The 21284-nt window shown below is 70.2% G+C and carries 17 protein-coding genes, 1 other RNA gene and 1 pseudogene; 15 read left to right on the forward strand and 4 right to left on the reverse strand.

What is annotated here, in order from left to right; all coding sequences use genetic code 11:
• Nucleotides 1-316: a transfer-messenger RNA gene (gene ssrA, locus N799_RS14945) on the reverse strand; the annotation flags it as partial.
• 119 nt (nucleotides 317-435) lie between these two features.
• On the opposite strand from ssrA, the gene N799_RS14495 reads away from it, so the two are divergent.
• Complete coding sequence (locus N799_RS14495) at nucleotides 436-2613, forward strand: CHASE domain-containing protein (protein WP_052101546.1); 2178 nt, start codon at nucleotides 436-438, stop codon at nucleotides 2611-2613.
• A 26-nt stretch (nucleotides 2614-2639) separates the two neighbouring features.
• Here N799_RS14495 and smpB read toward each other — a convergent pair whose 3' ends face one another.
• Nucleotides 2640-3140 (reverse strand): SsrA-binding protein SmpB, encoded by a 501-nt coding sequence (smpB, locus tag N799_RS12850; RefSeq protein WP_036213293.1) that lies wholly within the window; start codon nucleotides 3138-3140, stop codon nucleotides 2640-2642.
• A 65-nt stretch (nucleotides 3141-3205) separates the two neighbouring features.
• Here smpB and N799_RS12855 point away from each other — a divergent pair, with 65 nt between their 5' ends.
• Both N799_RS12855 and N799_RS12860 read left to right on the forward strand, forming a co-directional pair.
• Nucleotides 3206-3637: a type II toxin-antitoxin system RatA family toxin gene (locus tag N799_RS12855; protein ID WP_036213295.1), complete on the forward strand. Its 432-nt coding sequence runs from the start codon at nucleotides 3206-3208 to the stop codon at nucleotides 3635-3637.
• The gene (locus tag N799_RS12860; RefSeq protein ID WP_036213297.1) at nucleotides 3634-3897 is read left to right on the forward strand and encodes an RnfH family protein; all 264 of its coding nucleotides are present in this window, start codon (nucleotides 3634-3636) and stop codon (nucleotides 3895-3897) included. The genes N799_RS12855 and N799_RS12860 overlap by 4 nt, the downstream gene beginning before the upstream one ends.
• A 52-nt stretch (nucleotides 3898-3949) precedes the next feature.
• On the opposite strand, the gene N799_RS12865 is transcribed toward N799_RS12860, so the two are convergent.
• On the reverse strand, nucleotides 3950-4330 hold the full coding sequence (locus N799_RS12865; protein ID WP_036213328.1) for an outer membrane protein assembly factor BamE: 381 nt from the start codon (nucleotides 4328-4330) through the stop codon (nucleotides 3950-3952).
• Between the two features lie 157 nt (nucleotides 4331-4487).
• Here N799_RS12865 and fur point away from each other — a divergent pair, with 157 nt between their 5' ends.
• Nucleotides 4488-4889: a ferric iron uptake transcriptional regulator gene (gene fur / locus N799_RS12870; protein WP_036213300.1), complete on the forward strand. Its 402-nt coding sequence runs from the start codon at nucleotides 4488-4490 to the stop codon at nucleotides 4887-4889.
• Between the two features lie 12 nt (nucleotides 4890-4901).
• Here the strand turns inward: fur and recN are convergent, their stop codons facing one another.
• Nucleotides 4902-6575, reverse strand: coding sequence for a DNA repair protein RecN (recN, locus tag N799_RS12875; RefSeq protein ID WP_036213303.1), 1674 nt, complete (start codon nucleotides 6573-6575; stop codon nucleotides 4902-4904).
• A 200-nt stretch (nucleotides 6576-6775) separates the two neighbouring features.
• Between recN and hrcA the strand changes: the two genes are divergently transcribed.
• The 11 genes and pseudogenes from hrcA to prfB all read left to right on the forward strand — a co-directional run.
• Nucleotides 6776-7795, forward strand: coding sequence for a heat-inducible transcriptional repressor HrcA (gene hrcA / locus N799_RS12880; protein ID WP_036213331.1), 1020 nt, complete (start codon nucleotides 6776-6778; stop codon nucleotides 7793-7795).
• A gap of 96 nt (nucleotides 7796-7891) precedes the next feature.
• Complete coding sequence (gene grpE, locus N799_RS12885) at nucleotides 7892-8407, forward strand: nucleotide exchange factor GrpE (RefSeq protein WP_036213306.1); 516 nt, start codon at nucleotides 7892-7894, stop codon at nucleotides 8405-8407.
• A 107-nt stretch (nucleotides 8408-8514) separates the two neighbouring features.
• The gene (dnaK, locus tag N799_RS12890; protein ID WP_036213308.1) at nucleotides 8515-10434 is read left to right on the forward strand and encodes a molecular chaperone DnaK; all 1920 of its coding nucleotides are present in this window, start codon (nucleotides 8515-8517) and stop codon (nucleotides 10432-10434) included.
• A gap of 130 nt (nucleotides 10435-10564) precedes the next feature.
• Entirely contained in the window at nucleotides 10565-11698 is a 1134-nt protein-coding gene (gene dnaJ / locus N799_RS12895; protein ID WP_036213311.1) for a molecular chaperone DnaJ, read from the forward strand.
• A 62-nt stretch (nucleotides 11699-11760) separates the two neighbouring features.
• Nucleotides 11761-12501: a 4-hydroxy-tetrahydrodipicolinate reductase gene (gene dapB / locus N799_RS12900; RefSeq protein ID WP_081975031.1), complete on the forward strand. Its 741-nt coding sequence runs from the start codon at nucleotides 11761-11763 to the stop codon at nucleotides 12499-12501.
• A 161-nt stretch (nucleotides 12502-12662) separates the two neighbouring features.
• On the forward strand, nucleotides 12663-13805 hold the full coding sequence (gene carA, locus N799_RS12905; protein ID WP_036213316.1) for a glutamine-hydrolyzing carbamoyl-phosphate synthase small subunit: 1143 nt from the start codon (nucleotides 12663-12665) through the stop codon (nucleotides 13803-13805).
• 1 nt (nucleotide 13806) lies between these two features.
• Nucleotides 13807-17064, forward strand: a complete 3258-nt coding sequence (carB, locus tag N799_RS12910) for a carbamoyl-phosphate synthase large subunit (protein ID WP_036213318.1) — start codon at nucleotides 13807-13809, stop codon at nucleotides 17062-17064.
• 115 nt (nucleotides 17065-17179) lie between these two features.
• Nucleotides 17180-17656 carry a transcription elongation factor GreA gene (gene greA / locus N799_RS12915; RefSeq protein ID WP_036213321.1) on the forward strand — a complete coding sequence of 159 codons (477 nt, stop codon included), beginning with the start codon at nucleotides 17180-17182 and terminating at the stop codon, nucleotides 17654-17656.
• Between the two features lie 4 nt (nucleotides 17657-17660).
• Nucleotides 17661-18647, forward strand: a complete 987-nt coding sequence (locus N799_RS12920) for a hypothetical protein (RefSeq protein ID WP_052101548.1) — start codon at nucleotides 17661-17663, stop codon at nucleotides 18645-18647.
• On the forward strand, nucleotides 18644-20410 hold the full coding sequence (gene recJ, locus N799_RS12925) for a single-stranded-DNA-specific exonuclease RecJ (RefSeq protein WP_052101549.1): 1767 nt from the start codon (nucleotides 18644-18646) through the stop codon (nucleotides 20408-20410). Before N799_RS12920 ends, recJ begins: the two co-directional genes overlap by 4 nt.
• 22 nt (nucleotides 20411-20432) lie before the next feature.
• Nucleotides 20433-21284, forward strand: a pseudogene (gene prfB / locus N799_RS12930) (peptide chain release factor 2); the annotation flags it as partial.

Consider the following 21284-nt stretch of genomic DNA (forward strand, 5'->3'; position numbering starts at 1 on the left):
ACTCCATCCCCGGCACTACATGCTTAGCTCGCCGTTGGGTCTCGCCCCCTGACAGCACGGCGCGCAAAGCGCATCAGGGGACCAGCCTGCTTTGGGTTAACCGGGTGCTGGCAGGCGGCCACTCCCGGCGATTCCGTGATAATGACCCTACGTCGCGAGCACGGACACAAGCGATTTCGGGGCTTAGGCCTTAAGCGGCCAGTGCGTAGTTGTCGTCGTTGGCAACTAAAGTTTTGCAGCTGGATTTACGAGGAAAGCTACCCCCTCGGCATGCGCCAGGCGATTTCGCGACCCCCGTCGAAGCCAGTGCACCCCCGGGGAACTGCAAGTTCGCTGACCCCGCCAGTATAGGGCCGCGCGACACTTCCTCAAGGGCTGAGTGGGCCCTGTCGGGCGGGCGGTTCAGGCGCCTGCGGCCTTGTATGCTTGGGCCCCATGGACGACCTGCCCGGTACCGACCCGCCACGCTCGCTGGGCGAGCGCCTGCGCCCGTTGCGTGGCCATCTGTGGGCGCTGGTGGTCCTGGTCGCCTCGCTGGTCACGGTGCTGGCGCTATGGCGGGCCGCCTATGACCGCGAGCTGCGCGCTGCCGACGCGCGCTTCGTCGCGAGCACGCAGGAGGCGGCCGAACTGCTCAAGCAGCGGATCATCAACTACGAACTGGTGGCCGGCGGAGGCGCGGCACTGTTCGCGTCGGTCGACCGGCCCACCCCCAGCCAGTGGTACGGCTTCGCAGAAGGCCTGGGGATCGATGAGCGGTTCCCGGGCATGGTCGGCCTCGGTTTTGCCGGCTACGTGAGCGGCAACCGGCTGCTGGACCTGCAGACGGAGTGGCGCGAGGCGGGCTGGGGCGTGCTGCGGGTCCGTCCCGGCGGCGCCCGCGACCATTACGGGCCGATCCTCTACCTGGAGCCAAGAAGCCCCGAGAACGTGGCGGCGATCGGCTTCGACATGTACTCCGAACCGACCCGCCACCGGGCGATGCAGTCCGCGATGGAGCGGGGGATCCCGACGCTTTCGGGACCGGTGCAACTGGTGCAGGACGGCGATACGCCTCTGGCGGCTCTGCTGCTGTACGTACCGGTGTACCGCGACGGGGCGCGCCCCGCCACGCCCGAGACGCGGCAGGCGGCGATGCTGGGCTGGGTCTACGTGCCTTTCCGGATGGAGCGGTTCGTCGAGGAGGCGTTGGGCGACAACCCGATGCGCTTCAGCATCACCGACGTTTCGTCCGGCGAGACGCCGCTGTACGCCACGGCGCTGGCCGGCGACGGGCAGCCGGCGTTCCGTCACGAAATCCAGGTCGAACACTACGGCCGTCGCTGGCTGCTGGCGTTCGAGTCGGCCCCGCTGGAGCAGGCGGCGCCGCGACTGGCCAGCCTGCAGACAATACTCGCGCTGGGGCTGTTCGCGTCGCTGCTGATGTACGCGATCGCGTGGATGCTGGCGCAGACGGAGTCGCGCGCGCAGAAGATCGCGCTCGGCCTGACCGAGAACTACCGCCGCAGCGAGGAGCGCTTCCGCACCGCGATGCAGTACTCGGCGATCGGCAAGGTGCTGCTGGACAGCCACGGCTGCATCGTCGAGGCCAACCCGGCGTTTGCCGGGATCGTCGGCCGCAGTGCCGAGGCGCTGGTAGGCGCGGGCTTCCAGTCGCTGTTCGAGGATGCCGGCGCCGATGCGGACGACACGGGCACGCCCGAACCACGCGAAACCGGCATCCGGCGTGAAACCCGCCGGCTGCATCGCGACGGCGGCGAGCCACGACTCGCCCAGCTGACCTATTCGCCGGTCCCGGGCAGCATCGGCCAGGATGTGGTGGGACTGGTGCAGGCCGAGGACGTCACCGAGCGGCTGCAGGCCGAGGCGCGCGTGCACGCGCTCAACCGCACCCTTGAGCACCGCGTCGCCCTGCGCACGCGCGAACTGAGCCAGGCCAACCAGGAGCTGGAAGCCTTCGCGTACAGCGTCTCGCACGACCTGCGCGCACCGCTGCGCGCGATCGACGGCTTCAGCAAGGTGCTGGCCGAGCGCTATGCCGGCAGCCTGGACGAGTCCGGGCAGGGGTATCTGGAGCGCGTGCGCAAGGCCGCCAACCGCATGGGCGAGCTGATCGACGCGCTGTTGAAGATGTCGCGCGTGACCCGAAGCCCGATCCACCACGAGTTCGTCGACTTGAGCCGCATCGCCGCCGAGGTGGTCGAGGAACTGCGGACCGACGATGCGGGGCACCCGGTCGACGTCGCGATCCAGCCCGGCCTCGAGGCCGAGGGCGACGCCAGCCTGCTGCGCAACCTGCTTGCCAACCTGCTCGGCAACGCGTGGAAGTTCACCCGCGGCGCGGACCGCCCGCACATCGAGTTCGGCCGCAACGCGGTGGAGTTCTACGTGCGCGACAACGGCGCCGGTTTCGATCCGGAGTACGTCGACAAGCTGTTCCGGCCGTTCCAGCGGCTGCACGACCAGAACGAGTTCGCCGGCCACGGCATCGGGCTGGCATCGGTCAAGCGCATCGTCGAGCGCCACGGTGGCACCATCCGCGCCGAGGGCAGGCCGGGGCAGGGCGCGACGTTCTATTTCACCCTGCCGGGCGAAGTCCGCGAGCAGGGGTGAGCCGCCGGGCCGGCGCGGGCGCCGGGTCAGGCGTCCTTGTTGTGCCGCCGCATCACGCGCTGCTTCTCGCGCGCCCAGTCGCGGTCCTTGCTGGCCTGGCGCTTGTCGTGGTCCTGCTTGCCCTTGGCCAGCGCCAGCTCGATCTTGATCCGGTTGCCCTTCCAGTACATCGAGGTCGGCACCACGGTATAGCCGTCGCGCTGCACCCGGCCGATCAGGGTGTCGATCTCGCGACGGTGCAGCAGCAGCTTGCGGGTGCGGCGCTCGTCGGCGACGACGTGGGTGGAGGCGGAGATCAGCGGCGTCATCTGCGCGCCGAACAGGAACATCTCGCCACCGCGGACCACCGCGTAGCTCTCGCCGATGTTGGCGCGGCCGGCGCGGATCGACTTGACCTCCCAGCCCTGCAGCGCGAGGCCGGCCTCGAACCGCTGCTCCAGGTGGTAGTCATGGCGGGCGCGCTTGTTGAGCGCAATGGTCCCGCCGTTTCCCTTATCCTTGCCCGTCTTGTTCTTGCTCTTGGCCATCGCGCCATTGTCCCTGATTGCGGGGCCGATACGCGAGGCGCGACCCGTCGAAAGTAAAACTGCCCGTGCCCAGCATCCGCCGTTCCGCCCTCGTCGAACACTCCGCCGCGCGCATGTTCGCGCTGGTCAACGACGTCGCCGCCTATCCGCGGAGGTTCGACTGGTGCGACGGCGTACAGGTGCTGGAGTCCTCGGAGCGGCGCATGGTCGCCCGGCTGGACCTCGGCCTGGGCGCGTTGCGCACCTGGTTCACCACCGAGAACACCATGTCGCCGCCGCACCACATCGACCTGAAGCTGGTCGACGGCCCGTTCCGCCGGCTGGCGGGGCGGTGGGAGTTCCACGCGCTCGATGAGTCCGCCTGCAAGGTGACGCTGACGCTGGACTTCGAGCCGACGGTGCGGTTGCTGGGCCCGGCGATGGCGCTGGGGTTCCAGAGCCTGGCCGACCGCATGGTCGACGACTTCATCCGGGTCGCGGACCGCGGCGGCGAATGAAGGTCCAACTGCTCCGGGCGTGGCCGCGGCGCTTCGAACAGGTGACGGTCGAACTGCCCCCCGGCGCGCGCGTGGCCGACGCTTTGCGGGCGGCCGGCTGGGAGCTCGTCGAAGGCGGCGAGGTGGGGTACGCGGTGTTCGGCGTGGTCGCCACCGTTGAAACCGCGCTGCATGACGGCGACCGGGTGGAACTGCTGCGGCCGCTGCTGGTGGACCCGAAGCAGGCGCGTCGGCGCCGCGCCGCAAGCCGGGCGCGCTGACCGGGGCCCTGGAGTTACCCGTCGCGGCGGCCGGATACCGCCGGCGCGTGGCCTACTTCTTGTCCTTGGCCAGGTTCGGGCCGAACTGCTTGCGCGCCGACTTGGCGAGGTCCGAATCCTGCTCTGGGAAGTACTCGCCCTCCCAGCGCTGCAACTGGTCGTTCTCGAACCACAGCGTCAGGGTCTTGATCCGGGTGGTGGCGAGCCGGTCGGTGCGCTGGGTGGCGGTGTAGTCCCAGCGGTCCTGATGGAACGGATCCTGGATCGACGGCGAACCGAGCATGCCCATCACCTGCTGCTTGCTCATGCCGGCCTGCAGCTGCTCCACCGCGGACGACTCCAGCAGGTTGCCCTGGTAGATCGGCTGGCGATAGACGATGCCGCAACCGGCGGCCGTCGCGGCGACGGTGAGGGCGAGCAGGAGCGTACGCATCGGGTGCTTGGGCATCGGTCGGGCGGCAGGCGGACAGAAGCCCGATGATACACTGATGCCTTGCCGACGCAGTGCCCCGACGACATTGTTCATCCGGCATTGCGATCCGTTTTTGGACCAGCGCTTCGGCCAGAGTTGCGGCCCGAAAGGAGCCTTCATGGAATCGCAGGAACTTCGCAAGGCCGGCCTCAAGGTCACCCACCCCAGGATGCGGATCCTCCAGTTGCTGGAGCAGGCCAAGCCGCGCCACATGACGGCGGAGGACATCTACCGCCTGCTGCTGGACCAGGGCGAGGACATCGGCCTGGCGACGGTGTACCGGGTGCTGACGCAGTTCGAGGCGGCCGGGCTGGTGCTCAAGCACAACTTCGAGTCCGGCCAGTCGGTCTACGAGCTGGATCGCGGCCAGCACCACGACCACATGGTCGATATCGAGACCGGCAAGATCATCGAGTTCGAGAGCGCCGAGATCGAGGAGCTGCAGGCCCGGATCGCCGCCCAGCACGGCTACCAGATCGAGGAGCACTCGCTGGTGCTGTACGTGCGCAAGAAACGCTGAGCGGAGGTTGTCCTAGCCGACGTCGCTCAGCAGCCGCTTCGCCGCCGCCCGCGCCTCGCGGGTGAGCTCGACGCCGCCGAGCATGCGCGCCAGTTCCTCCTGGCGCTGTTTCGGGTCCAGCAGCCGGACCTGGCTCTGGGTCACGCCGTCGCTGGCCGCCTTGCTGACCCGGTAGTGCGCGTGGCCCTGCGCGGCGACCTGCGGCAGGTGGGTCACGCACAGCACCTGCCGGCTGGCACCGAGCGCGCGCAGCTTCTGGCCGACGATCTCGGCCACGCCTCCGCCGATGCCCGAGTCGACCTCGTCGAAGACCATCGTCGGCACGGTGTCCAGCCCGAGCGCGGCCACTTCGATCGCCAGCGAGATGCGCGACAGCTCGCCGCCGGAGGCGACCTTGCGCAATGCGCGGGCCGGCTGGCCAGGGTTGGCCGCGACGAGGAACTCGACCCGCTCGGCGCCCTGCGGGTCGGGGCGCGCCTGCCCGGTGGCCTCGATGGCGATGTCGAAACGGCCGCCGCCCATGCCGAGCTCGGCGATGAGGGCGGTGGTGGCGTCGGCGAGCGCGCCGGCCGCCGCGCGTCGCTTCTTTCCGAGCGCATCGGCGGCGGCCTGCCAGTCCGACGTCGCCGCGGCGATCTCGGCATCGAGCGCCTCCAGCCGCTGGCCGGCGCCGCGCAACTGTTCCAGTTCGACGGCGATGCGCTCGCGCTGGGCGTGCAGCTCCTCCGGCGCGACCCGGTGCTTGCGGGCGAGGTCGTGCAGGCGGCCGAGACGCTGCTCGATCCGCTCGAACTGCGAGGGGTCGAGGTCGAGGTCGGCGCGGATGCGGTCGAGCAGGGTGAGTGCCTCGTCGAGCTGGATCGCGGCGGTGTCGAGCATGCCGTCGACCTCCTGCAGCCGCGGTTCGTGCTCGACCACGCGTTGCAGCTCGCCGCGGAGGCGCCGCAGCTCGCGCGTGACCGAACCGCCGTCGTCGCCACCGAGACGCGCGAACACGCCCTCGCAGGCGTCGATGAGGTCGGCAGCGTGCGCCTGCCGGCGGTGGTCGGCCAACAATTGCTCGACCGAGCCGGGTTCCAGCGTCTCGCGCTCCAGTTCCGCGTGCTGGTGCTCCAGCCATTCGACCCGGTCGGACACGTCGCCCTGCGCGGTCAACCGGTCGCGCTCGTCCAGCAACCCGCCCCAGCGCCCGGCCGCGGTCGCCACGGCGGCGCGTTCGGCACCGGTGCGGCCGTAGGCGTCGAGCAGGGCGAGCTGGCTGTGGCGCGCCATCAGCGCCTGGTGCTCGTGCTGGCCGTGGATCTCGACCAGCAGCCCGGCCAGTTCGGCCAGTTGCCCGATCGTCACCGGCCGGCCGTTGACCCAGGCGCGCGAGCCGCCGTCGGCGCGGACCACGCGGCGCAGCAGGCAGGACGCCTCGCCGTCCTCGTCGAGCTCGGCCGCCAACAGCCAGTCGCGCGCCGCGGGCACGTCGGCCAGGGTGAATTCGCCGACCACTTCCGCCCGTTCGGCGCCATGCCGGACCACGCCGCTATCCGCGCGCAGGCCCGACAGCAGGCCGAGCGCGTCGACCAGCAGCGATTTGCCGGCGCCGGTCTCGCCGGAAATCACGGTCAGGCCGGGCCCGAACGCGAGTTCGGCCTCTTCGACGACGGCGAAATGCTTGAGGCTGAGATGGGTAAGCATGCGGCGGCGAGTTTAAGACGGCGTGGCGCCGGAGGGCAGGGGGCGGGTTACGGGCGCGGAGCGGTGTGGCGGCATCCGACCACGCCGTCGTCTCGCAGGCTGAGCCGCGGCGCTTGCGCGTCACCGGCCGCGGCTTTATATGCGGGGCCATGAGCCGTCGACGCGACACCAGCCACACCGACCCGCGCCGCGAGCCCGACGTGCTTGATCCGCGCGCGCGACAACTGCTGCGGACCCTGATCGGGCGCTACATCCAGAGCGGCGAACCGGTCGGTTCGCAGACGCTGGCGCGGCACTCGGGGCTGGACGTCAGCGCGGCGACGATCCGCAACATCCTGTCGGACCTCGAGGAGGCGGGGCTGCTCAGCGCGCCGCACACCTCGGCCGGGCGCGTGCCGACGGCGCAGGGCTACCGGCTGTTCGTCGACTCGCTATTGCAGGTGCGGCCCTTGCCCGACAGCGAGCTCGCCCGCCTGCGTGGCGAGCTGCCGGCCGGCACCGGCACCCAGGCGTTGCTGGGCAGCGCGTCGGAGCTGCTGTCGGCGATGACCCGCTTCGTCGGCGTGGTGAGCGTGCCGCGGCGCGAGCAGTTCGCGTTCCGCCGGGTGGACTTCGTCCAGGTCGACAACCACCGCGTGCTGGCGATCCTCGTGTTCGCCGACAACGAGGTGCAGAACCGCATCATCCAGACCCGCGGCACGTACGCCCCGGGTGAACTGGAGCAGGTGGCGAACTACCTCAACTACCACTTTGCCGGCCGCCCGGTCAGCGAGATCCGCGCGACCCTGCTGCGCGAACTGCGCAGCGCCCGCAGCGAGATGGAAGCCCTGCTTGCCCGCTCCATCGAGCTGGCCGAGCACGTGCTCGCACCCGACGGCGACGACATGGTGCTGGCCGGCCAGACCCGCCTGATGGGCCTGCAGGACCTGTCCGACGTCGACCGCCTTCGCGAGCTGTTCGAGGCCTTCGCCCGCAAGCGCGAGATCCTGCAACTGCTCGAACGCACCGTCCACGCACCCGGCGTGCGCATCTTCATCGGCGAGGAAACCGGGCTGGCGCCGCTGGAGGGCATGTCGCTGGTGACCGCCCCATACGGCGCCGGCGGGCAGGTGCTGGGCGTGCTCGGCGTGATCGGCCCCAGCCGCATGGCCTACGACCGCGTGATCCCCGTGGTGGAGGCCGCCGCCGGCGCGCTCGGGCAGGCGTTCGGCCGCGAGTAGCCACGCCCGGAGCGGCGCTTGAATTGCCGCCGGCCGGCCCCATTGCTCGGCTCTGTTACGGAAATCGCGCCACCGCGCACCAGAACAGGGCCTCGCATGACCACCGAACCGATGAAGGAAGCCGCCGAGCAGGCCGCCGCCGAGAACGAAATCTCCCCCCTTGCCGCCGAGCTGGAGGCCGTCCGGGCCGAGCTGGCCCAGCTGCGCGAGGACTCGCTGCGCGACCGCGCCGACCTCGAGAACCAGCGCAAGCGGCTGGAGCGCGAGCGCGACAGCGCCCGCAAGTTCGCCAACGAGCGCCTGCTGGCCGACCTGCTGCCGGTGATCGACAGCCTCGAAGCCGGCCTCGGTGCTGCTGGCGACAACGCCGATGCCCTGCGCGAAGGCGTGGAGCTGACCCTGCGGCAGCTGCTGAAGGTCGGTGCCGACAACGGCCTGGTCGAGGTGAACCCCGCCGACCAGCCGTTCAACCCCGACCACCACCAGGCGATGAGCATGGTCGACAGCCCCGACCACGCCCCCGGCCACGTCGTGCAGGTCTACCAGAAGGGCTGGCTGCTGAACGACCGCCTGCTGCGCCCGGCGCTCGTGGTGGTCAGCCGCACCGAGTGACCGCCAGCGCCGGCGCGGATGCTTGAACCCGCCGGCGGCGACCCCAGATAGCGGACATCGGCGGCCCGGCCGCCCCCAAGACAACGAGATTCGAGAGGGAACTACACATGGGCAAGATCATCGGTATCGACCTGGGCACGACCAATTCCTGCGTCGCGGTCATGGAGGGCGGCAAGGCCCGCGTGATCGAGAACGCCGAAGGCGACCGCACCACGCCGTCCATCGTCGCCTACACCAAGGACGGCGAGGTCCTCGTGGGTGCCTCGGCCAAGCGCCAGGCGGTCACCAACCCGAAGAACACCTTCTACGCGGTGAAGCGCCTGATCGGCCGCAAGTTCACCGACGCCGAAGTGCAGAAGGACCTCGACCTGGTCCCGTATTCCATCGTCCAGCACGAGAACGGCGACGCCTGGGTGGCGACCGCCGACGGCAAGAAGATGGCGCCGCAGCAGATCTCGGCCGAGGTGCTGGCCAAGATGAAGAAGACCGCCGAGGCCTACCTGGGCGAGACCGTCACCGAGGCGGTCATCACCGTGCCGGCGTACTTCAACGACAGCCAGCGCCAGGCGACCAAGGACGCCGGCAAGATCGCCGGCCTCGACGTCAAGCGCATCATCAACGAGCCGACCGCGGCCGCGCTGGCCTACGGCATGGACAAGAAGGGCGGCGACCGCAAGGTGGCCGTCTACGACCTCGGCGGCGGCACCTTCGACGTGTCGATTATTGAAATTGCGTCGGTCGACGGCGAGATGCAGGTGGAAGTGCTGTCGACCAACGGCGACACCTTCCTCGGTGGCGAGGACTTCGACAAGCGCGTCATCGACTACCTCGTCGACGAGTTCCAGAAGGACCAGGGCATCGACCTGCGCAAGGACCCGCTGGCCCTGCAGCGCCTGAAGGACGCCGCCGAGCGGGCCAAGATCGAACTGTCGTCCGCGCAGCAGACCGAGGTCAACCTGCCGTACGTCACCGCCGACGCCTCCGGGCCGAAGCACCTCAACATCAAGCTGACCCGCGCGAAGCTCGAATCGCTGGTCGAGGACCTGGTCAAGAAGACGATCGAGCCGTGCCGTACCGCGCTCAACGACGCCGGGCTGCGGGCAAGCGACATCAGCGAGGTGATCCTGGTCGGCGGCCAGACCCGCATGCCGAAGGTGCAGCAGGCGGTCACCGAATTCTTCGGCAAGGAGCCGCGCAAGGACGTCAACCCGGACGAGGCGGTGGCGATCGGCGCCGCGATCCAGGGCGGCGTGCTGGCCGGCGACGTCAAGGACGTGCTGCTGCTCGACGTGACCCCGCTGTCGCTGGGCATCGAGACCCTGGGCGGCGTGTTCACCAAGATCATCGAGAAGAACACCACGGTGCCGACCAAGGCCTCGCAGACCTTCTCGACCGCCGAGGACAACCAGTCCGCCGTCACCGTGCACGTGTTGCAGGGCGAGCGCGAGCAGGCCCGTTTCAACAAGTCGCTGGCCCGTTTCGACCTGTCGGGCATCGAGCCGGCGCCTCGCGGCATGCCGCAGGTGGAGGTGTCGTTCGACATCGACGCCAACGGCATCGTCCACGTGACCGCCAAGGACAAGAAGACCGGCAAGGAGCAGAAGGTCGAGATCAAGGCCGGTTCGGGCCTGTCGGAGGAGGAGATCCAGAAGATGGTCGCCGACGCCGAGGCCAACCGCGAGGAGGACGAGAAGTTCCAGCAGCTGGTGCAGGCCCGCAACCAGGCCGACGGCCTGATCCACATGGCGCGCAGCACCATCAAGGAGCACGGCGAGAAGCTGCCGGGCGACGCGATCGGTGCGGCCGAGTCGGCGATTGCCGATCTGGAGACCGCGATGAAGGGCGACGACAAGGCCCAGATCGAGGCCAAGTCGAAGGCGTTGGAGGAAGCCGCGCAGGCGCTGATGGCCGCGGTCCAGGGCCAGGCGGGCGGTGCCGGCGATGCGGCGGGCGCGGCCGGCGGCCAGGCGTCCGACGACGTGGTCGACGCCGAGTTCACCGAGGTCAAGGACGACGCCAAGAAGTAACCGGTTCGCCCCTCCCCGGAGGGGCGCCGCTGGGGAGGGTTCGGGACCGCGCCGCGCTTCCGGACCCTCGTCGTTTCACGCACCATCGAAGTCCCGACCTGTCCCGGTGGGGCAGGGGAACCCGTAGCAGATGAGCAAGCGCGACTATTACGAAGTGCTGGGCGTGGCCCGCGACGCCGGCGCCGACGACCTCAAGAAGGCCTACCGCCGGTGCGCGATGAAGTACCACCCGGACCGCAACCCGGGTGACGCCGCCGCCGAGGCATCGTTCAAGGAGTGCAAGGAGGCCTACGAGGTCCTGTCCGACGCCAACAAGCGCCGGGTCTACGACCAGCATGGCCACGCCGCCTTCGAGCACGGCATGGGCGGCGGCGGGCCGGGTGGTGCCGGATACGCCGACATGGGCGACATCTTCGGCGATATCTTCGGCAACATCTTCGGCGGTGGCGGCCCCGCCGGGCGCGGCCCGCGGCGCGGCGCCGACATCGGCTACGTCATGGAGCTCTCGCTCGAGGAGGCCGTGCGCGGCGTCGAGAAGGAGATCGAGATCCCGACGCTGGACGAGTGCGACACCTGCAGCGGCAGCGGTTCGGCCGACGGCAAGGTCGAAACCTGCACCACCTGCGGCGGGCGCGGCCAGGTGCGGTTCCAGCGCGGCATCTTCTCGATGCAACAGGGCTGCCCGCACTGCGGCGGCCGCGGCCAGACCATCAGCAACCCGTGCGGCGACTGCCACGGGCAGGGCCGGGTCGAGGAAACCAAGACGCTGTCGGTGAAGATCCCGGCCGGTGTCGACAACGGCGACCGCATCCGGCTGGCCGGTGAAGGCGAGGCCGGTCCGGCCGGATCGCCGCCGGGCGACCTGTACGTCGACGTGCGCGTGCGCGAGCACGATATCTTCCGTCGCGACGGCGACGACCTTCACTGCGACGTGCCGATCCGGCTTGGCCAGGCGGCGCTGGGCGACACCATCCGCGTGCCGACGCTCGGCGGCGAGGTCGAGCTGCGGGTGCCGGCCGAAACCCAGACCGGCAAGCTGTTTCGCCTGCGCGACAAGGGCGTGCAGTCGGTCCGCAGCCGCCGGCCGGGCGACCTGTTCTGCCGCGTCGTGGTCGAAACCCCGGTCAACCTGACCGCCGAGCAGCGCGAGCTGCTGGAGAAGTTCGACGCCACCTTCGTCGGCGAGGGCGCGCGCAAGCATTCGCCGCGTTCGTCGACCTTCATCGACGGCGTGCGCGGCTTCTGGGACCGGATGACGTCCTGAACCGCGGAAATCCCGAGCCCGGCGCGCTTGTCGGGTCGGGAACGTCCGGCTAGCCTGCGCGGATGAATCCGCCCATCCGCATCCTCGTCCACGGCGCGTCCGGTCGCATGGGCCAGTCCCTGTTGCGGCTCGCGCCCGAGCGCGGCGACCTGGACGTGGTCGCCGCGGTCTCCGGCAGCAAGCCCACGCAGCGCGTCGTTGATGGCGTGCCCCAGTTCTCCGCTTCGGAGATGCACGGAGTCCCCGCGTTCGACGTCGCGGTCGATTTCAGCCTGCCGGCCGGCTTCGACGCGATCCTCGCCCTGTGTGCGGAGCGCGGCGCGGGGCTGGTATCGGGCACCACCGGGCTGGAGCCGGCGCAGCTTGCCGCCATCGATGCCGCCGCGGCGCGTATCCCGGTGCTGTCGGCGGCCAATTTCAGCCTCGGCGTGGTGGTGCTGGCGGACCTGGTCCGGCAAGCCGCTGCCGCACTGGAAGGCTGGGACTGCGACATTGTCGAGTCGCACCACGTCCTCAAGAAGGATTCGCCGTCGGGTACCGCGCTGGCGCTGGGCGCCTCGGCCGGGCAGGGCGGCGCCGAGCCGCGCTACGCGGCGCTGCGCGCGGGCGACATCGTCGGCGAACACCTGGTCCAGTTCACCGGGCTGGGCGAGCGGGTCGAACTGGTCCACCGCGCCACCAACCGCGACATCTTCGCCCGTGGAGCCCTGCACGCGGCTGCGAGGCTGGCGGGACGGGCACCGGGGCGGTACACGCTGCGGGACCTGGTGCTTCCCGGACGTGCGGAAGCGACCGGCGCATGAACGACGTGCTGGCGCGCCGGCCGCTACATCGCTAGAATTCCCGTTCGCCTGAACTCCATTCCGGACCGGTCCCGCACCGCGTCCGCGCTTTGCTGCAACCTGCATTCGGGTTGCGCTGCGCACCACGGAGTCAGCACCCCCTGGCAGCCAAGGCGATCCCCGTGACCCATCCCGCAATCCTCGCCCTCGAAGACGGCACCATCTTCGAGGGCATTTCCGTAGGCGCGCCCGGCGTTTCCGTCGGCGAAGTGGTGTTCAACACCGCGATGACCGGTTACCAGGAGATCCTGACCGACCCGTCCTATGCCCGCCAACTGGTCACCCTGACCTACCCGCACATCGGCAACACCGGCATCACCGAGTTCGACAACGAGGCGGACGATGTCTGGGCCGCCGGCCTGATCGTGCGCAACGTCCCGCGCCGGCCGAGCAGCTGGCGCAGCCAGGTGTCGCTGCCGGAGTGGCTGGCCAGGCGCGGCGTGGTCGCGATCGCCGACATCGACACCCGCAAGCTGACCCGCCTGCTGCGCGAGACCGGCGCCCAGAACGGCGCGCTGATGGCCGGCGACGACATCGACGCCGACAAGGCGGTCGAGGCCGCGCGCAGGTTCGCCGGGCTGAAGGGGATGGACCTCGCCAAGGAGGTCTGTACCCGCGAGAGCCGCAACTGGCGCGATGGCCAGCTCGACCTCGACAGCGGCGCGTTCGCCCAAGGCGACGGCCGCTACAACGTGGTCGCCTACGATTTCGGGGTCAAGCAGAACATCCTGCGCATGCTCGCCGAGCGCGGCTGCAACGTGACCCTGGTGCCGGCCCAGACCACCGCCGCCGAGGTGCTGGCGCTCAAGCCCGACGGCGTGTTCCTGTCCAACGGCCCGGGCGACCCGGCGCCGTGCGACTACGCGATCGAGGCGATCCGCGAGTTCATTGCCAGGAAGGTGCCCACCTACGGTATCTGCCTCGGCCACCAGCTGCTCGGCCTGGCCGTCGGTGCACAGACGCTGAAGATGAAGTACGGCCACCACGGCGCCAACCATCCGGTGCAGGACCTCGATACCGGCCGGGTGATGATCACCAGCCAGAACCACGGCTTCGCGGTCGACGAGGCGACGCTGCCGGCCAACGTCCGCGTGACCCACCGCTCGCTGTTCGACGGCTCCAACCAGGGCATCGCCCTGACCGACGCACCGGCGTTCAGCTTCCAGGGCCACCCGGAAGCCAGCCCGGGGCCGCACGACGTCGCGCCACTGTTCGACCGTTTCATCGAATCCATGGACCACAACAAGAACGCAGGGGTGCGTTGACATGCCAAAGCGCACCGACATCAAGACCGTCCTCATCATCGGCGCCGGCCCGATCGTGATCGGCCAGGCCTGCGAGTTCGACTACTCCGGCGCCCAGGCCTGCAAGGCCCTGCGCGACGAGGGCTACCGGGTGGTGCTGGTCAACAGCAACCCGGCGACGATCATGACCGACCCGGAGATGGCCGACGCCGTCTACATCGAGCCGATCAACTGGCAGACGGTCGAGAAGATCATCGCCAAGGAGAAGCCCGACGCGCTGCTGCCGACCATGGGCGGGCAGACCGCGCTCAACTGCGCGCTCGACCTGGCCGACAACGGTGTGCTGGAGAAGTACAACGTCGAACTGATCGGCGCCAAGCGCGATGCGATCCGGATGGCCGAGGACCGCGAGCTGTTCAAGCAGGCGATGGCCGACATCGGCCTGGAGTGCCCGAAGGCGGCGGTCGCCAAGACCTACGAGCAGGCGGTCGAGATCCAGGCGACGGTCGGTTACCCGACCATCATCCGCCCGAGCTTCACCCTCGGCGGCAGCGGCGGCGGCATCGCCTACAACAAGGAGGAGTTCGAGGAGATCGTCAAGCGCGGCCTCGAGCTGTCGCCGACCAACGAGGTGCTGATCGAGGAGTCGGTGCTGGGCTGGAAGGAGTTCGAGATGGAGGTGGTCCGCGACACTGCGGACAACTGCATCATCGTCTGCTCGATCGAGAACTTCGACGCGATGGGCGTGCACACCGGCGACTCGATCACGGTCGCCCCGGCGCAGACGCTGACCGACAAGGAGTACCAGCGCCTGCGCGACGCCTCGATCGCGGTGCTGCGCAAGATCGGCGTCGACACCGGCGGTTCCAACGTGCAGTTCGGCATCAACGCCGAGACCGGCCGCGTGGTGGTGATCGAGATGAACCCGCGCGTGTCGCGCTCCTCGGCGCTGGCATCGAAGGCGACCGGTTTCCCGATCGCCAAGGTCGCCGCCAAGCTGGCGATCGGCTATACGCTCGATGAGCTGCGCAACGAGATCACCGGCGGCGCGACCCCGGCATCGTTCGAGCCGGCGATCGACTACGTGGTCACCAAGATTCCGCGCTTCGCGTTCGAGAAGTTCCCGGCCGCCGACTCGCGCCTGACCACCCAGATGAAGTCGGTCGGCGAGGTGATGGCGATGGGCCGCACCTTCCAGGAGTCGTTGCAGAAGGCGCTGCGCGGGCTGGAGACCGGCAAGGTCGGCCTCGACCCGACCGGGCTCGACCTCGGCAGCGAGGAGGGTCTCGTCCGGCTGCGCCGCGAGGTCAAGGAACCCGGTCCCGAACGCATCTTCTACATCGGTGACGCGTTCCGCGCGGGCATGAACGTGGAGGACGTGCACGCGCTGTCGTTCGTCGACCCGTGGTTCCTCGACCAGATCGAGGAGATCGTCGCCACCGAGAAGCAGATCGCCGACGGCGGCCTGCCCGCGCTCGACGCCAGGCGGATGCGCGAGCTCAAGCGCATGGGCTTCTCCGACGCCCGCATCGCCCAGCTGACCGGCACCGACGAGGCCGCCGTGCGCACGCTGCGCCACGCTTTCAACGTGCGTCCGGTCTACAAGCGGGTCGATTCCTGCGCGGCCGAGTTCGCCACCACCACCGCCTACATGTACTCGACCTACGAGGACGAGTGCGAGGCCGACCCGAGCGACCGCGACAAGATCATCGTGCTCGGCGGCGGCCCGAACCGGATCGGGCAGGGCATCGAGTTCGACTACTGCTGCGTGCATGCCGCGCTGGCCCTGCGCGAGGACGGGTACGAGACCATCATGGTCAACTGCAACCCGGAGACCGTCTCGACCGACTACGACACCTCAGATCGCCTGTATTTCGAGCCGCTGACGCTCGAGGACGTGCTGGAGATCTGCGAGCTGGAGAAGCCCAAGGGCGTGATCGTCCAGTACGGCGGCCAGACCCCGCTGAAGCTGGCGCAGGCGCTGGAGGCGGCCGGCGTGCCGATCATCGGCACCAGCCCCGACAGCATCGACCTGGCCGAGGACCGCGAGCGCTTCCAGAAGCTGATCGAGCAGCTCGGCCTCAAGCAGCCGCCCAACCGCATCGCCCGCAACGCCGACGAGGCCGTCGCTCTGGCGCGCGAGGTCGGCTACCCGCTGGTGGTGCGCCCGAGCTACGTGCTTGGCGGCCGCGCGATGGAGGTGGTGCATTCCGACGCCGACCTGGAGCGCTACATCCGCGAGGCGGTGAAGGTGTCGGACAAGTCGCCGGTGCTGCTGGACCGCTTCCTCGACAACGCGGTGGAGGTCGATGTCGACGTCATCGCGGACAAGGACGGCAACGTGCTGATCGGCGGCGTGATGGAGCACATCGAGGAAGCCGGCGTGCATTCGGGCGACTCGTCGTGCTCGCTGCCGCCGTACTCGCTCAAGCCGGAAACCCAGGCCCGCCTGCGCGAGCAGGTGGTGGCGCTGGCCAAGGCGCTGGACGTCGTCGGCCTGATGAACACGCAGTTCGCGGTCGCGGTGGACGACCAGCCCGAGGGCGAGGACACCATCTACCTGCTCGAAGTGAACCCGCGTGCCTCGCGCACGGTGCCGTTCGTGTCCAAGGCCACCGGCATGCCGCTGGCGAAGATCGCGGCGCGCTGCATGGCCGGAAGGACCCTGGCCGAGCAGGGCGCGACCGCCGAGGTCATTCCCGACTACTACTCGGTGAAGGAGGCGATCTTCCCGTTCGCCAAGTTCCAGGGCGTCGATCCGATCCTCGGGCCGGAGATGCGCTCCACCGGCGAAGTGATGGGCGTCGGTCGCAGCTTCGGCGCGGCGATGGCGCGGGCCCAGGAGGCCGGCGGCATCAAGGCGGTGCCGGCGTCGGGCAAGGTGTTCGTGTCGGTGCGCGACCCGGACAAGCGTCGCGTGCTGCCGGTAGCGCGCGATCTCGTCGATCGCGGCTACGAGCTGGTCGCCACCCACGGCACGGCGGCGTTCCTGCGCGGGCAGGGACTGGCCTGCGAGGCGGTCAACAAGGTTGCCGAAGGCCGTCCGCACATCGTCGACCTGATCAAGAACGGCGAGATCGCCTACATCATCAACACCACCGAAGGCCGGCAGGCGATCTCGGACTCGTTCTCGATCAGGCGCGAGGCGCTGCAGCAGCGCGTGACCTACTCGACGACGGTGGCCGGCGCGCGTGCGCTGGTGCAGTCGCTGGAGTTCCGCGGCACCGGCCCGGTGTGGTCGCTGCAGGAGCTGCACGCCGAGCTCGACGGCGCCGCGTAGTCGCACGCACCCGGACGGCGCGGCGGTTGCCATTCCCGCCGCGCCCGTCACAATCCGGGACACCACCTTTCGTAACTGACCACCGCCGGCCCACGCGCCGGCTGCAGGACCCGTCATGCAGGCACCCATCACCACCAAGGGCGCGCAGCGCCTCCGCGCGGAGCTCGAGGAGCTCAAGTCGGTCAAGCGCCCGGCCGTGATCAACGCGATCGCCGAGGCGCGCGCACACGGCGACCTCAAGGAGAACGCCGAGTACCACGCCGCCCGCGAGCAGCAGGGCTTCATCGAGGGCCGGATCAAGCAGCTCGAAGCCGAGCTGTCGCATGCCCAGGTGATCGACGTCGCCTCGCTCAACGCCGGTTCGCGCATCGTGTTCGGCGCGACCGTCGACCTGGCCGATGCCGACACCGACGAGGAGAAGACCTACCAGATCGTTGGCGACCTCGAGGCCGACATCAAGCAGGGCCTGATCGCGATCTCCTCGCCGGTCGCGCGTGCGCTGATCGGCAAGCACGAGGGCGACAGCGTCAGCATCGACGCGCCCGGCGGGACGCGCGAGTACGACATCATCGCCGTCCGCTACGACGGCTGAGGCCGTGGCCACGGCCACGCTGCTGCTGCCCGCGGCCGGCCGGTTCGGCGGGCAGCGCCTGTCGACGGCCTCGGCGCGCCGGGTCGGGCAGGCCGATGTCCGCGTCGCGCCCGCCACCGTCGATGCGGACCGACTCGCACGGATATTCGATGTGCTGCCGCGCGGATGGCCCGCCGCCGCGGTGAGCCGCCAGCGCGACGCCGGCGACGCGGCCGGGGCGCTGTGGCTGCGCGCCGACCCGGTCAACGTCCAGCCCGACATCAACGGCGCCCGGCTGATGGCCCACGGCGCGGCGTTGGGGCTGGATGCCGACGACGCCGCGGCGCTGCTGCCGGCGTTGCGGCCACTGTTCGGCGATGTCGGTTTCCTGCTCGACGCCCCGCACCCGTCGCGCTGGTACCTGCGGCTGCCGGAAGGCGCCCGGGTGCCGTCGCTCGCCTCACCGGAGCAGGCGCTGGGCGAGGACATGTTCGAACACCTGCCGGCCGGTGACGAAGGCCGGCGCTGGCGCGCACTGCTGAGCGAAAGCCAGGTCGTGCTGCACAACCATCCGCACAACGCCCGACGCGCGGCGGCCGGTTTGGCGCCGGTCAATTCGCTGTGGTTCTGGGGCGCCGGCCGTACGCCGGACCGGATCACCACCACGTATCGCGCGGTGTACAGCGACGACGACACCGTCGCCGCCTTCGCGGAGGCCGCCGGCGCGCTTGCCGCGTCGCTGCCGCCCGGCTGGGACGGTGGCGCCGAGGCCACGCAGGACGATCGCCTGTTCGATTTGCGCGACATCCGCGACCTGCGGGTGTTCGACCGCGACTGGCTGGCGCCACTGCTGACGGACATCGATGCCGGCCGCCTGCAGCGCGCGACGCTGGAGTTCGGCGACGGCGCGACCTTCGGAGTCGCCCGCCGCCACCGGCTGCGGTTCTGGCGCCGGCCGCGGCATTCGTTCGCCAGCGTCGCCGCGCCCGCCCCCGCCGGGGAGTCCGGGTGAGGCCTGCGGCGCGACTGCGCCGCCGCGAGGTGCCCGCGTGCGACCCGTGGCCCGCCCAGGTTCCCGGGTTGCTCCAGCGGATCTACGCCGCGCGCGGTGCCGGCGTGCTTGCACAGGCGCGCCCGCGGCTGGCGGACCTGCTGCCGCCGGATTCGATGAAGGGCCTCGACGAGGCGGCGGCGCTGCTGGCCGACGCGATCGCGGCTGACCGCCACATCCTCGTGGTCGGCGACTTCGACTGCGATGGCGCCACCGCCTGTGCGGTCGCCGTGCGCGGCCTGCGCATGCTCGGCGCACGCCGCGTGTCGCACGCGGTCCCGAACCGCGCCGTCCACGGTTACGGCCTGTCGCCGGCGCTGGTGGACGAACTGGCGGCGTTCGCGCCCGACGTGCTCGTCACGGTCGACCACGGCATCGCCTGTCATGAAGGCATCGCGGCGGCGCGTGCGCGTGGCTGGCGGGTGCTGGTGACCGACCACCACCTGCCGGGCGCGACCCTGCCGCCGGCCGACGTGATCGTCGACCCCAACCAGCCCGGCTGCGGTTTCCCGAGCAAGGTACTGGCCGGCGTCGGCGTGGTGTTCTACGTGCTGCTGGCGCTGCGCCGGTGGCTGCGCGGGTCGGGGGCGTTGACGGGGCCCGGGCCCGACCTCGGACACCTGCTCGACCTGGTCGCCGTCGGCACCGTCGCCGACCTTGTGCCGCTGGACACCAACAACCGGGCGCTGGTGGCCGCCGGCTTGCGCCGCCTGCGGGCCGGGCAGGGCTGCGCCGGCCTGCACGCGCTGATCGAGGTCGCCCGCCGCGATCCGGCGTCGCTGACCGCGGGTGACGTCGGTTACGCGATCGGGCCGCGCCTGAACGCCGCCGGCCGGCTGGAGGACATGGCCGTCGGGATCGAGTGCCTGCTGACCGACGACCCCGCGCAGGCGCGCGCGATCGCCGAGAGCCTGGACGCGATCAACCGCGAGCGCCGCGCCGTCCAGCAGCAGATGGTGGAGGAGGCCGAGGCCGTGCTGTCGCGGCTCACGCTGGAGCCCTCGACGCAGCCGGAGTCGCTGCCGCTGGCGCTGTGCCTGCACGATCCCGGCTGGCACCCCGGTGTGGTCGGGCTGGTGGCGTCGAAGATCAAGGAGCGCCTGCACCGGCCGGTGGTCGCGTTCGCGCCGGCCGAGCCGGGCGGCGAGGTGCTCCGCGGTTCGGCCCGGTCGGTGCCGGGCTTCCACATCCGCGATGCGCTGGCGATGGTCGACGCCCGTCATCCCGGACTGATCGAACGGTTTGGCGGCCATGCGATGGCGGCCGGACTGACCCTCGCGCTGGACAACCTGGCGCGCTTCGAGGCGGCGTTCCGGGCCTGCGCCGCCGAGCGGCTGGACGACGACCTGCTGCGCGCCGAGATCCTCAGCGACGGCGAGCTCGCGCACCACCAGTTCGACCGCCACCACGCCGAGGCGCTGCGCGACGGCGGGCCGTGGGGGCAGGGCTTCCCGGAGCCGCAGTTCGACGGCGAGTTCGACGTGCTGGCGTGGCGGGTGGTCGGCCAGCAGCACCTGAAACTGGAACTGGGCGTCGCCGGCCTGCGCCTGAACGCGATCGAATTCAACGGCTGGGACGGCCGCGAGCCGCCACCGCGCCTGCGCATCGCGTTCCGGCTGGAGCCGGACGACTACCGCGGCGGCGACGCGGTCCAGCTGGTCGTCACCCACCGCGAAGCCGCTCCGGCCGGCGAGCCGGCTGATAGAATCGCCGGTCATCTTTAGCAGCAGCCACGGACACACGGACATGCTTGAACTGAATCCCGTCCGCCAGCGCATCGCCGACCTCACGGGCCGGCTGGATGCGCTCAGGGGGTATCTTTGACTTCGACGCCAAGGTCGAACGTCTCGAGGAAGTAGAGCGGGAGCTGGAAAGCCCCGACGTATGGAACGATGCCGAGCGGGCCCAGTCCCTCGGTCGCGAGCGCGCCTCGCTGGACAAGGTGGTCAATGGCATCCGCAGCCTGACCGAGGGCCTCGGCGGCGCCGCCGAACTGCTCGAACTGGCCGAGATGGAGGACGACGAGTCCACCGCGCAGGCCGTGGTCGACGACGTCGAGGGCTACGCGAAGGAGGTCGACAAGCTCGAGTTCCAGCGCATGTTCTCCGGCCAGATGGACGGCGCGCCCGCGTTCGTCGACATCCAGGCCGGCGCCGGCGGCACCGAGGCGCAGGACTGGGCCGAGATGCTGCTGCGCATGTACCTGCGCTGGTGCGAGTCGCGCGGCTGGAAGGCCGAGCTGATGGAAGTTTCCGGTGGCGACGTCGCGGGCATCAAGTCGGCCACGTTCCGGGTCGAGGGCGACTTCGCCTACGGCTGGCTCAAAACCGAGACCGGCGTGCACCGGCTGGTGCGCAAGTCGCCGTTCGACTCCGACAACCGCCGCCACACCAGTTTCACCTCGGTGTTCGTCTCGCCCGAAGTCGACGACAACATCGACATCGAGATCAACCCGGCGGACCTGAAGACCGACGTGTACCGGTCCTCCGGCGCGGGTGGCCAGCACGTCAACAAGACCGAGTCGGCGGTGCGCATCACCCACGTGCCCAGCGGGATCGTCGTTGCCTGCCAGACCGAGCGCAGCCAGCACGCCAACCG

Origin of the sequence: Lysobacter arseniciresistens ZS79, from assembly GCF_000768335.1 — a bacterium.
GTDB lineage: Bacteria > Pseudomonadota > Gammaproteobacteria > Xanthomonadales > Xanthomonadaceae > Novilysobacter > Novilysobacter arseniciresistens.

Coding starts and splice junctions, on each gene's coding strand:
- N799_RS14495 (WP_052101546.1), top strand. CDS start 436: ATGGACGACCTGCCCGGTACCGACCCGCCACGCTCGCTGGGCGAGCGC.
- fur (WP_036213300.1), top strand. CDS start 4,488: ATGGAATCGCAGGAACTTCGCAAGGCCGGCCTCAAGGTCACCCACCCC.
- N799_RS12865 (WP_036213328.1), bottom strand. CDS start 4,330: ATGCGTACGCTCCTGCTCGCCCTCACCGTCGCCGCGACGGCCGCCGGT.
- dnaK (WP_036213308.1), top strand. CDS start 8,515: ATGGGCAAGATCATCGGTATCGACCTGGGCACGACCAATTCCTGCGTC.
- recN (WP_036213303.1), bottom strand. CDS start 6,575: ATGCTTACCCATCTCAGCCTCAAGCATTTCGCCGTCGTCGAAGAGGCC.
- grpE (WP_036213306.1), top strand. CDS start 7,892: ATGACCACCGAACCGATGAAGGAAGCCGCCGAGCAGGCCGCCGCCGAG.
- smpB (WP_036213293.1), bottom strand. CDS start 3,140: ATGGCCAAGAGCAAGAACAAGACGGGCAAGGATAAGGGAAACGGCGGG.
- carB (WP_036213318.1), top strand. CDS start 13,807: ATGCCAAAGCGCACCGACATCAAGACCGTCCTCATCATCGGCGCCGGC.
- N799_RS12860 (WP_036213297.1), top strand. CDS start 3,634: ATGAAGGTCCAACTGCTCCGGGCGTGGCCGCGGCGCTTCGAACAGGTG.
- dnaJ (WP_036213311.1), top strand. CDS start 10,565: ATGAGCAAGCGCGACTATTACGAAGTGCTGGGCGTGGCCCGCGACGCC.
- greA (WP_036213321.1), top strand. CDS start 17,180: ATGCAGGCACCCATCACCACCAAGGGCGCGCAGCGCCTCCGCGCGGAG.
- dapB (WP_081975031.1), top strand. CDS start 11,761: ATGAATCCGCCCATCCGCATCCTCGTCCACGGCGCGTCCGGTCGCATG.